12 protein-coding genes are annotated in these 11,596 nt (G+C 33.3%); 9 read left to right on the top strand and 3 right to left on the bottom strand.

The window, feature by feature from the left end; translation table 11 throughout:
* Nucleotides 1-81: 81 nt before the first annotated feature.
* The gene (locus DFR85_RS26465) at nucleotides 82-1,524 is read left to right on the top strand and encodes a UbiD family decarboxylase (protein ID WP_110270863.1); all 1,443 of its coding nucleotides are present in this window, start codon (nucleotides 82-84) and stop codon (nucleotides 1,522-1,524) included.
* Here DFR85_RS26465 and DFR85_RS26460 read toward each other — a convergent pair.
* Nucleotides 1,496-1,780: a hypothetical protein gene (locus DFR85_RS26460; protein ID WP_110270862.1), complete on the bottom strand. Its 285-nt coding sequence runs from the start codon at nucleotides 1,778-1,780 to the stop codon at nucleotides 1,496-1,498. The genes DFR85_RS26465 and DFR85_RS26460 overlap by 29 nt on opposite strands.
* Before the next feature lie 75 nt (nucleotides 1,781-1,855).
* Here DFR85_RS26460 and cdvB1/B2 point away from each other — a divergent pair, with 75 nt between their 5' ends.
* Nucleotides 1,856-2,515, top strand: coding sequence for a cell division protein CdvB1/B2 (gene cdvB1/B2, locus DFR85_RS26455; RefSeq protein WP_110270861.1), 660 nt, complete (start codon nucleotides 1,856-1,858; stop codon nucleotides 2,513-2,515).
* Between the two features lie 115 nt (nucleotides 2,516-2,630).
* Nucleotides 2,631-4,967 carry a pyruvate, water dikinase gene (gene ppsA / locus DFR85_RS26450; protein ID WP_110270860.1) on the top strand — a complete coding sequence of 779 codons (2,337 nt, stop codon included), beginning with the start codon at nucleotides 2,631-2,633 and terminating at the stop codon, nucleotides 4,965-4,967.
* Nucleotides 4,968-4,972: 5 nt separating this feature from the next.
* Here the strand turns inward: ppsA and DFR85_RS26445 are convergent, their stop codons facing one another.
* Nucleotides 4,973-5,269: a hypothetical protein gene (locus DFR85_RS26445; RefSeq protein WP_110270859.1), complete on the bottom strand. Its 297-nt coding sequence runs from the start codon at nucleotides 5,267-5,269 to the stop codon at nucleotides 4,973-4,975.
* Entirely contained in the window at nucleotides 5,229-6,305 is a 1,077-nt protein-coding gene (locus tag DFR85_RS26440) for an inositol-3-phosphate synthase (protein ID WP_110270858.1), read from the bottom strand. The genes DFR85_RS26445 and DFR85_RS26440 overlap by 41 nt, the downstream gene beginning before the upstream one ends.
* 92 nt (nucleotides 6,306-6,397) lie before the next feature.
* Between DFR85_RS26440 and DFR85_RS26435 the strand changes: the two genes are divergently transcribed.
* The 6 genes from DFR85_RS26435 to DFR85_RS26410 are packed head-to-tail and all read left to right on the top strand — an operon-like array spanning nucleotide 6,398 to nucleotide 11,595.
* Entirely contained in the window at nucleotides 6,398-6,670 is a 273-nt protein-coding gene (locus tag DFR85_RS26435) for an acylphosphatase (protein WP_110270857.1), read from the top strand.
* 50 nt (nucleotides 6,671-6,720) lie between these two features.
* Entirely contained in the window at nucleotides 6,721-7,998 is a 1,278-nt protein-coding gene (locus DFR85_RS26430) for a TrpB-like pyridoxal phosphate-dependent enzyme (protein WP_110270856.1), read from the top strand.
* Entirely contained in the window at nucleotides 7,995-8,729 is a 735-nt protein-coding gene (gene trpA / locus DFR85_RS26425) for a tryptophan synthase subunit alpha (RefSeq protein WP_110270855.1), read from the top strand. Before DFR85_RS26430 ends, trpA begins: the two co-directional genes overlap by 4 nt.
* A complete protein-coding gene (trpD, locus tag DFR85_RS26420; RefSeq protein ID WP_110270854.1) occupies nucleotides 8,719-9,765 on the top strand; it encodes an anthranilate phosphoribosyltransferase in 1,047 nt (348 codons plus the stop codon). Before trpA ends, trpD begins: the two co-directional genes overlap by 11 nt.
* A complete protein-coding gene (locus tag DFR85_RS26415; protein ID WP_168367197.1) occupies nucleotides 9,749-10,354 on the top strand; it encodes a phosphoribosylanthranilate isomerase in 606 nt (201 codons plus the stop codon). Before trpD ends, DFR85_RS26415 begins: the two co-directional genes overlap by 17 nt.
* Nucleotides 10,336-11,595 carry an anthranilate synthase component I gene (locus DFR85_RS26410; RefSeq protein ID WP_110270852.1) on the top strand — a complete coding sequence of 420 codons (1,260 nt, stop codon included), beginning with the start codon at nucleotides 10,336-10,338 and terminating at the stop codon, nucleotides 11,593-11,595. The genes DFR85_RS26415 and DFR85_RS26410 overlap by 19 nt, the downstream gene beginning before the upstream one ends.
* The last annotated feature ends 1 nt before the right edge of the window (nucleotide 11,596 follow it).

Here is an 11,596-nt window from a genome sequence, read left to right as displayed (position 1 = left end):
TTGTTTCCAACTTTTTGTCACCAACCGCAAAAGCTGATTTCCATAAAAATATAAGCTTTTTGTATTATTCTACTTTATACTATGGCATTCAAAGATCTGAGAGATTATATAAAATTTATGGAGAGCAGGAATAAAATTATACATATTGAAGATGAAGTAGATCCCATTTTAGAAATAGCAGAAATATCAAGAAGATGTACATATCTTGGTCTACCCCCACTAATTTTTGATAATATTAAAAATTTTAAAAATTGGAAGATAATAACAAACGTTTTTGGTTCTATAAATAACGTATATGATGTTTTTGGAACAAACAATTTAGAATCTATAACTGAATCTTTTCTTTCTAATTTAAATAATCTACCAATAAATTTTTTCGATAAAATCAGATCATTACCAGATATGATGCAGATGGGTAAATATTTGCCTAAGTCCAAAAAACCAGATTTTAAAGATTCAAGTATAACATTTAATGAAATTCCAGCCTTAAAGACATGGCCAAAAGACGCAGGCAGATATTTAACATATTCTATAATTATAACTAAAGATCCTTCTGGAGTGAACAATCTAAGTGTATATAGGGTTCAGATACTGAACGATAAAGAGGCTATAATTCACTGGCAGGCTTTTAAACGCGGGGCTTTAACAGCAATGAAATATAAAGAAAGCGGAATAAATAAGATTCCAATAGCGATAGTCAATGGTGTAGATCCAGTAATAGCTTTCACTGCAGCTTCTCCAGTCCCGCCAGGATTAGATAAGTATTTATTTGCTGGAATTTTAAGAGGCGAAGGAGTAGATGTACATGAATTAGACAACGGTATATTAGTTCCGTCTCATGCAGAATCAGTACTAGAAGGATATGTAGATCTTAATGATTTAAGATTGGAAGGACCTTTTGGAGATCATTTAGGTTATTATACTCCACAGGACTATTATCCAGTTTTCAAGCTTGAAAAAAGTTTTACTAGAGAACGTCCAATTTTTCATGCTACCTCTGTAGGTAAACCTCCATTAGAAGATGCGTGGATAGGCAAGGCCGTCGAGAGATTATTCTTACCTTTTCTTAAAATGATAATCCCAGATTTGGTGGATATGAACTTACCAGAATATGGACTTTTTACTGGAATAGGAATATTCTCTATTAAGAAATATTATCCTGGACAGGCTAGAAGAGTAATGATGGCATTATGGGGAAATGGACAACTGAGCTTACTAAAAATGATAATAATTGTTGATTCTGATGTTAATATTCATGATGTAAATCAAGTTATATATGCCATAGCATCTACCGTAGACCCTTCTAGAGACGTTATTGTAATCTCTAACGCTCTTACAGATTCCTTAGATCATACAACACTATATCCACCTTTAGGAAGTAAAATAGGAATAGACGCTACTAGGAAATTTAAGGAGGAGTTAGGTAGAGAATGGCCTGAAGAATTGAAAAGCGATGAGAATATTGTTAAAAAGATTTCTCCTATAATAGAGAAAATTATAAGGAAATATCCTCCCTCAAAGTAAAATCACCGTCTTTATAAATTATCGATATCTCTACTACATCGTTTATAGTTAATGGAATTTCAACTTTTGAATTATTTTCAATTTCTTTCTCCATCCTTATTTCGTCTGAAATAGTTTTAAGTCCAACTTCTTTTTCTGGAGTAATTGTAGATACTTTATATCTTAATATAATTTCTCTAATCAATAATTTTCTTCCAGAAATGTTTTCCAATATAAGCCTTCCTCCTAGTAATTTAACAGAAAATTTGGTCGACATTTACTGGAGCACCACGACGTATTATATGCTTTGAGTATTAAATTAGCATCTTGTGAAGTTTACACTTAGATTAAAATGGCAAATAAGGTAGAAGAATTCGTTAAAGGCTGGAACGGTAAGCAAGAACAAAGTTTGGCTGAGAAACTTAAAGGCGCTTTTAAGACTCAACAGCCATTACGATATAAATTAGTAATGGCGCACTATAAATTAAAGTCTACTATAAGCAGGTTAGACGTCTATATTTCGAAAATGCAGGAAAGAGATAGAACTCTATTCGAGAGAGTAGTTGAAGCTCAAATGTCAAAAGATTCAGCAAGAGCTTCTATGTATGCTAATGAGATATCCGAAATAAGAAAAGTTACAAAACAGCTAATAGCCACAGAAATAGCATTAGAGCAAGTTGAATTAAGACTTGAAACTGTTACAGAGTTAGGAGACGTATTTACAAATCTTATCCCAGTAATAGGTGTAGTTAAGGAATTAAGGACATCCATGCATGGAATGATGCCAGAACTAAGTTTAGAGTTAGCTGATGTAGAAGAAGGATTGCAAGAAGTTGTGATAGAGGCAGGAGACTTTACTGGAGGTAATATAGAACAAGCTCCATCTAGTCCAGAGGCTAGAAAGATCTTGGCTGAAGCATCTACTATAGCAGAGCAGAGAATGAAAGAAAACTTCCCAGAATTGCCTTCTTTCGTTACATCCGCACAGAAGGCTAATGCTCCTCAAAAGTAATATGAAGTAAATTCTGTAAATTATTATTTTCTTTATATACTATGTTTTTTGTTAGTTTATATATTCTAAGCAGATTTTTAAACTTAGAATTAGAATCTATATATGGTGAAAGCCTATTGTCGAACAGCTTCTAAAAGGGGATTATATTCTTGATATTTCAAAACTTAGAAAAGACATGATAGAGCTTGCTGGGGGCAAGGGCGCTAATTTAGGCGAGCTTGTAAGTTTCGACATTCGTGTTCCGCCGGGATTTGTCATTACGTCTAAGGCATATTATTATTTTATTTCGTATAATAGTATTCATGAGAAAATTAACGAGATTTTAGTTCAGGAAAAAGATTCTGAAGTTGCTAGTAGCAAAATAAAAGAAATTATTCTTTCTTCTCCAATCCCTAAAGATCTGGAAGAGGCTATTCTTTCTACATATGACGAATTAGCTAATAAAATTGGAAAAGAAATCCTAGTGGCTGTAAGATCGTCAGCTACTGCAGAAGATCTAGCTAATGCAAGTTTTGCTGGTCAACAAGATACATATCTTAACGTAAGGAGAAATGAGCTTCTTAATAAAATTAAAGAAGTTTGGGCTAGCTTATTTAATGCTAGAGCTATAGAATATAGGCTTGCAAAAGGCATAGATTCAACAAAAGTTGGGATTGCAGTGATAATTCAGAAAATGGTTAATTCTAGATCGGCTGGAGTTATGTTCACTTTGCATCCGGCTACTGGCGACACTAATTATATAGTTATAGAATCTTCTTGGGGATTAGGAGAGACTGTAGTAGGAGGAAAAGTAACTCCAGATGAAATAGTTATTGAAAAATCTACTTTGAAAATAGTGGAAAAGAAAACATCTCATAAAAATATTAAAATTTTCTATGATCCAAATGAAAATACTAATAAAGAAGTAACTTTGGGTAAAGAAGCGGATGAAATTAGTATAAATGATAATGAAGCTATAGAATTGGCCAAACTCGCATTAAAAATAGAAAAACATTATGAAAGAGCAATGGATATAGAATGGGCTATAGATTCTGATTTATCTTTTCCAGATAATGTGTTTATAGTACAAGCAAGGCCAGAAACTTTTTGGAGCTCTAGAAAACCTCAAACTACCCAAACTACTAAAGAGATAGGCGAAAGGAAAATACTAGTTAAAGGACTAGCTGCTAGTCCAGGTATAGCTAGTGGTAAGGCTAGAGTAATATTAGAAGTAAAAGATGCTAAAGATTTTCAAAAAGGCGACATATTAGTAACTAGGATGACTGATCCAGATTGGGTTCCAGTTATGAAAATTGCGTCTGGTATAGTTACTGATGAAGGAGGAATAACTAGTCATGCGGCTATAGTATCTAGAGAACTAGGTATTCCTGCAATAGTAGGTACAAAAGAAGGTACAAAGGTAATAAAAGATGGAGAAGAAATAACTGTAGATGCTACTAGAGGAGTTGTATATGAAGGCAGAATTATAGAAGAAAAGAAAGAGGAGAAGGCAACAGAAAGTGTGCAAGGATTAAGTAGGGATACTTTGCTTAGCCTTTACCCTATAACAGGTACTAAGATATATATGAATCTTGGACAGCCAGATATAGTAGAAAAATATGTTGATTTACCATTTGATGGAATAGGATTAATGAGAATAGAGTTCATAGTCAGTGAATGGGTTAAATATCATCCTCTCTATCTTATTAAAACCGGGAAGCCTGAAGAATTTGTAAATAAATTAGCAGACGGTGTTGCTAAAGTAGCTAGTGCAATTTATCCTAGACCAGTTGTGGTAAGATTTTCTGACTTTAAGACTAATGAGTATAGAGGACTTATAGGTGGTGAAGAGTTCGAGCCAGAAGAGAGAAATCCAATGTTGGGTTGGAGAGGAGTCTCTAGATATATAAGTTCACAATATGAGCCTGCATTTAGATTAGAGGTTAAAGCAATAAGGAAAGTTAGAGAGGAGATGGGGCTAAAGAATGTCTGGGTAATGTTCCCGTTTGTTAGAACTGTTCCAGAGCTTAAGAAGGCAATAAAGATTATGGAAGATGAGGGATTAGAGAGAGGAAGTGATTTTAAAGTGTGGATAATGGCAGAAGTTCCTTCAGTTATAATATTAGCTGATGAGTTCTCTAAGATAATTGATGGATTTAGCATAGGTAGTAATGATTTGGCACAACTTACACTTGGAGTAGATAGAGATTCCGAAATACTTGGAAGAATGGGATATTACGATGAAAGAAATCCAGCTGTTTTAAGATCCATGAGAAACTTAATAAAGACTGCACATAAATATGGTAAGACAGTGTCTATTTGCGGACAAGCTCCAAGTGTTTATCCAGAAGTTGCAGAATTTCTAGTAAAATCAGGAATAGACAGTATAAGTGTAAATCCCGATACTGTTATCTATACCAGAAGATTAGTAGCTAGTGTAGAGCAGAAGTTAATATTAAATAAATCTAGATAAAATAATTAATTTTTACCTTTATTTATTTTCGAAATGCATTCGACGCATATTCTACTTGTACCATTGGAATAAGCTGTACATTTTTCGCATATTAGTCTTCCACAAATTTCACAGTAGCCTATGGATAGATTTTCATTACAAATTTCGCAAATACTCATTTCGCAAACTTTACATATCCCTTTTTCTTTATTGAAATCATTCTCGCATACTTTTCTCTTACATAATCTGCATACATAATTAGCTTCTTTTTCTTCGCAAATTTCACATAATGAAGTCTTTAAACCATCTGTATGCTTCTTCATCATCTTTCGCTTGTGTAGGGGGATGTTTAAAGTAGAAAGCCGATACTTGAGTTAATGGCCCACCAATTTTTCTATCTAAAGCCAGTTTTACTGCTCTTATGACATCAACAAGAACCGCAGCACAATTAGACTTATCATCAACCTCTAAACTAGCTTCTACTTTTATTGGCATTCCAGCAAATCCATATCCTTTTACGTAGACGTAAGCAACTTTTGTATTGCCTAAAAATGGTATATAATCACTAGGGCCTATTCTAATTTTTCCTTCGCTTTCTATTTCTTCTGGGTCATCTAAAGTGCTTGTTACTGCTTTAGTCTTACTTATTCTTTTAGAATAAAGTCTCTCTTCGGTTTTCATGTTAAGAAAATCAGTATTTCCGCCAACATTTAATTGATAAGTCTCTTCTACTTTAACTCCTCTCATTCTAAATAAAGAAGTTATGGATCTATGAAATATCGTAGCACCTACTTGGCCTTTAATGTCGTCTCCTGCTATAGGAAGGTTTTTCTCTTTAAATAGCCTAGGAAATTCTCCAGTTGGATCGCTTGCTATAAAAACTGGAATTGCGTTTATGAATGCTATATTAGCATCTAATGCGGCTTTAGCGTAAGCTCTCGACGCTTTCTCACTTCCCACAGGCAACATGTTTATTAAGATATCTGCTTTACTATCCTTAAGTTCTTGAACTACATCTTCTTCCCTTCCGCTATCTTCTGGATTAAAGACATTTTGCATATGTGGTGCTACTCCGTCAAGTAATGGACCTTTCTTTACTTTTATGCCAGTTTTTTCCATATCAATAATTTTAGGTGTTATATTAGGTCTTTCAAAAATAGCTTCCGAAAGATCTTTTCCTATTTTATTCTTTGAGATATCAAAACCAGCTACTATTTCTATATCACTTACAGAATAATTACCTATAAATGGAGTTATAAGACCGTCTATATAATTCCTTCCTTTTTGTCTATAATAATAGATACCTTGAATTAACATAGAGGCACAGTTTCCTAAACCAGCTATTGCGACTTTGATCATTACTTTTAAGGTAGATAAAGAGTTAAAATATATTTGTGATGAAAGGGAAAAATCAGATCAGTGAAGAAGTGGAGCGACACTGAGGTGATTTAATGTTAAAAAGAATGTATGTAAGAATATTTGGAATAGTACAAGGAGTAGGTTTTAGGAGGTATATTCAGATAAATGCTATAAGATTAGGAATTAAGGGATATGCAAAGAATTTACCAGACGGTAGTGTTGAAGTTGTAGCGGAAGGATATGATGAGTCATTAAACAAACTCCTTGATATAATAAGAAAAGGTCCTCCATTGTCTAAAGTTGAAAACATAGAATATAAACTTGAGGAATATAAGGGTGAGTTTTCATCTTTTGATACATACTAAGCATTTATATAGCTGAACTTTTATTTACTTTTGGTGTCTTTGTTGTACCAATGGTAGAAAAAGAAAGAGAAGAAATTTTACCAAAATATTGGTATAATATAATTCCAGATCTACCTAAGCCTTTGCCTCCTCCACGAGATCCACAAGATGCAGATTTCTCAAGAATAGATCTGTTAAGAAAAATAATGCCAAAAGAAGTTTTAAGGCAACAATTTACTGTAGAACGTTTTATAAAGATTCCGGAAGAAGTTAGGGACGCATATCTTAATCTAGGTAGACCTACTCCTCTTTTAAGGGCAAAAAGACTAGAAGAAATGCTTAACACGCCTGCAAAAATATACTTTAAATTTGAAGGAGCTACTCCAACGGGTTCACATAAGATAAATACTGCCCTTCCACAAGTGTATTTCTCTAAAGAAGAAGGAATAACTCATGTAGTTACTGAGACTGGTGCTGGTCAATGGGGTACTGCTGTTGCACTTGCAGCGAGAATGTTTGATATATCAGCTACCGTATTTATGGTTAAGGTTAGTTATCAGCAAAAACCGCAAAGAAGAACTATTATGCAATTATATGGTTCAGATGTTTATGCTAGTCCTACAGATATAACAGATTTTGGAAAGAAAATCTTGTCTGAAAACAAAGATCATCCAGGTTCACTAGGTATTGCTATGAGTGAAGCAATAGAGTACGCATTAAAAAACGAATATAAATATCTTGTAGGAAGCGTTCTAGACGTTGCGATATTACATCAGAGTATAATAGGACAAGAAGCTATGAGACAAATGGATGAAATAGGAGAAGAACCAGATATACTTATAGGATGCGTAGGTGGTGGAAGTAATTTTGGTGGATTTGCGTTTCCGTTTTTAGGTGCTAAAAAAGGAGAAAAGTATATTGCAGTTGGTTCATACGAAATTCCAAAATTTAGTAAGGGAGACTATATGTACGATTATCCAGATAGCGCAGGGATGTTGCCATTAGTTAAGATGATAACGTTAGGCAAGGACTACGTTCCACCTCCTATTTATGCTGGAGGATTAAGATATCATGGAGCTGCTCCATCTCTTAGTCTGCTAATAAGAGAAAAAATGATCGAATGGAGAGAATACAGTGAACCTGAAATATTTGAGGCAGCTAAGATTTTCATGCAAGCTCAAGGTATAGTACCAGCTCCAGAATCAGCTCATGCTATAAAGGCAGTGATAGATGAGGCTTTAGAGGCTAAGAAGAATAATGAAAAGAAGGTTATAGTGTTTAACTTAAGTGGTCACGGATTGTTGGATCTTCCTAATTACGAATTAATGCTTAACAGGAGTCAAAAATGAGTAAATGGTTAGTATCATATTTAACTTTGGGATATCCAAATAACAAAGATTTCCTAGAATTTATGCAAAGTTCAGTAAAAGAAGGTTCTGATATATTAGAAATAGGGATGAAACCTAAATATGCTAAGTATGATGGGCCAGTTATAAGAAGAAGCTATAAAGCAGTTAATTTATCAGAAGAAGAAACTTGGAAATTGTTGAAGGAAACTAGAGAAAAAATAGATGTTCCTATAGTTATATTAACATATTTAGAAGATTGGTTGCCTTCATTAGATACTTTCCTTGAAAAACTCCATAATATAGGAATAGACGGTATATTATTCCCTGATTTGCTGATAGATTTTGTTGATGAATATGAAAAATATGTTAATAAGATAAGGGAAAAAGGTTTAAAGGCTGTTATATTTACCGCTCCATCAGTTCCAGATACTATGATTCATAATGTATCAAAGAATTCTGATATGTTTTTATATTATGGTGTAAGACCTACTACCGGTGTACCAATACCAGTTAGTGTAGATTCTTTAATAACACGCGTACGAACATTAGTTGAAAATAAACTAGTAGTAGGATTTGGTCTTTCAGATGTTAATGATATGAGAAAGGCATTGAGAGCAGGAGCAGACGGAATAGCTATAGGTACAGCATATATTGAAGAAATAGAGAAAAACGGAATAAACTCTGCAATTTCTCTTGTTAAATATTTCAGGGGAGTTTTAAATGAGTTCTAAAGAACTTCTCAATAAGGTTACAGAAAAACTAGATTTAGAAGAAACTGAAGCTGAGGAAATAGCTAATAGTATAATGTCTGGTTCTATGCCAGAGATTTTATCTGCTGCTTTTTTGTCAGCATTAAAGACTAAAGGTGAAAGTGTAAGTGAAATATCTGGTTTCGCTAAATCTATGCGTTCTCATGCGCTAAAGGTTTATCTTGGCGATGCTATAGATACTGCAGGAACTGGAGGAGATGGCTATGGCACAGTGAATGTTAGTACAATATCCGCTATACTCGTAAGTCAAATATATCCAGTAATTAAGCATGGAAACAGAGCAGCAAGTAGTAAAAGTGGTAGTGCTGATTTACTTGAAACGTTAGGATATAATATATCTATTACTCCAGAAAAGGCAAAGCTACTATTTGACAAGTATAAATTTGTATTTCTATTCGCTCAACTTTATCATCCTGCAATGAAAAATGTAGCCAACATAAGAAAAACGCTCGGTATAAGGACTATATTTAATATTTTAGGACCTTTAACTAATCCTGCTGGAATAAAGAAGCAAATAATAGGAGTATTTTCGAGGGCATATCTAGAGAAAATTATTGCTGCAGGCTTAAGTTTAGGGTATGATAGACTATTATTAGTTCATGGAGAACCTGGTATAGACGAAGTAAGTCCATGCGGTAATACATATGTCTATGAGCTAAAAGGCAATAAAATAGAATCTTATATCGTAAATTATTCGGAATTTCTAAAAGAAAAAATATCTATTGACAAAATTATAGTAAAAGATAGTAAGGATTCCGCAATAAGAATACTGAGAGCAATTAATAATAAAGACGAATATATTAAGAACTTTATAAAAATAAATTCGGCTTTCGCTCTTTATGTTACTGGAGTAACAAAAGATTTATACGATAGTTATGAATTATCTTCACAATTATTTGAAACAGTTTTCAGAAAAATATATGAAATTATAGAAGGTAATGGTGATATTTCTAAACTAAGAAGCCTAATGGTGGAAGCAGGTGTCAACAAAGATTAAGATATGTGGAATTTCTACCTTAAAGGATATTATTGAAATTTCCAATATGGACGTTGATATGCTAGGAATCGTTAGCGAAAAGAACAGTCCTAGGTTCGCTAAATCTCAATTTTTAGAGATAGCTAAGCATTTTTCTACTAAACCTATAGTCTATGTTAGAGCAAATGGGAAAATATGTGATATAATTAAAGATGGAGAAAAAGCCGATATAATCCAAATACACAGGATTCTAGAAGACAATGAATTAGATGAGCTTACTACATATAATAGAAAATTCATATTATATGTTCCTGGAGACGAAAAATATGAAAAGTACATAGATAAAGTATACAAAGTTACAGATTTGGCTTTGTTAGATTCTCCAAGAAAAGGAGAAAAATTGAATTTAAGTTATGCAAGGAAAGTTCTTAATAACTATCCAGATTTAGGAATAGCAGGTGGTATAAATCCTTCAAATATTAAAAATTATATTGAGCTCAACCCTGCATGGATAGATATATCCAGTGGCGTGGAATCATTTCCTGGAAAAAAAGATTTAGATAAAATAAAAACAATAATTGGCGTATTAAAATGGAAGTATATCCAATAACTTCTTTTGCTCAACCATACGAAGTTTTCAAATGTATAGAAAGTTCTGAGAAATATGCTGCCTTATTAGAAAGTGTCAGTGGACCTCAAAATATGTCAAGATATAGTATAATAGCTTGGGGTGCTAAAAATTACATTAATGTACATGCCAGTGAAAATTTTGAAGATAAAGTAGCAAAAAATATAACGCCTACAAATTATGAATTTAATCCAAGATTCTTAGGGAATTTGATAGGATATATATCTTATGATGTAATTAGACAATGGGAAAGAGTTAAGGATCTTAAGCCAAGTTCTGAAGACTGGCCATACGCAGAATTTTTCTTGCCTGAAAATGTTATAGTATTTGATCATAACTCTGGAAAAGTGTATGTAGAGGGCGATTTAAAATCATATAATTGTGGAGAAATGGAAGATCTAAAGGTAAATTTCTATGACGAATCTATGAAAAAACAGGAATTTGAAAATGGTGTGAATAAGATTCTTGAATATATAAGAGCTGGCTACGCATTTCAGGTTGTTCTTTCTCGGTTTTATAGATACGCATTTAAGGGCGATATAATGAAGCTCTATTATAACTTAAGGAAGATAAATCCATCTCCATACATGTTTTATTTAAAGTTTGATAAGAGAAAATTGATAGGATCTAGTCCAGAATTGCTTTTTTCCCTTCAAAATGATATAGCAGAAACATATCCAATAGCAGGTACTAGACCTAGAGGTTCTAGTAAAGAAGAAGATCTTTCTTTAGAACAAGAGTTGATATCTTCTGAAAAAGAAAGATCGGAACACTTAATGCTTGTAGATTTAGCAAGAAACGATTTAGGAAAAGTTTCTGTTCCAGGCACTGTTAAGGTTCCAGAATTTATGTATGTCGAGAAATATAGTCATGTGCAACATATAGTAAGTAAAGTAATTGGGACAATCAGGAAAAATTACACTGTGCTTGATGTATTGAAAGCTATGTTTCCTGCAGGTACTGTTAGCGGAGCTCCAAAACCTATGGCTATGAACATCATAGAAGAATTAGAACCCTATAAAAGAGGTCCTTATGCGGGAGTAGTAGGAACTTTATCCCAGAACTTTGGTGAGTTTGCCATATCTATTCGCACAGCATTTATTAACGATGACATAATTAGAATTCAAGCAGGAGCAGGTATAGTCTATGATTCTATTCCAGAAATGGAATATTTAGAGACTGAACATAAGATGAAAGCATTATTAGCTGCTCTGGGGAAGTAAA

The organism is Acidianus brierleyi (genome assembly GCF_003201835.2).
In the GTDB taxonomy this organism is placed as follows: Archaea; Thermoproteota; Thermoprotei_A; order Sulfolobales; family Sulfolobaceae; genus Aramenus; species Aramenus brierleyi.
The sequence above is the reverse complement of the archived record's forward strand: the minus strand, read 5'-3'. Positions and strand labels throughout refer to the sequence as shown.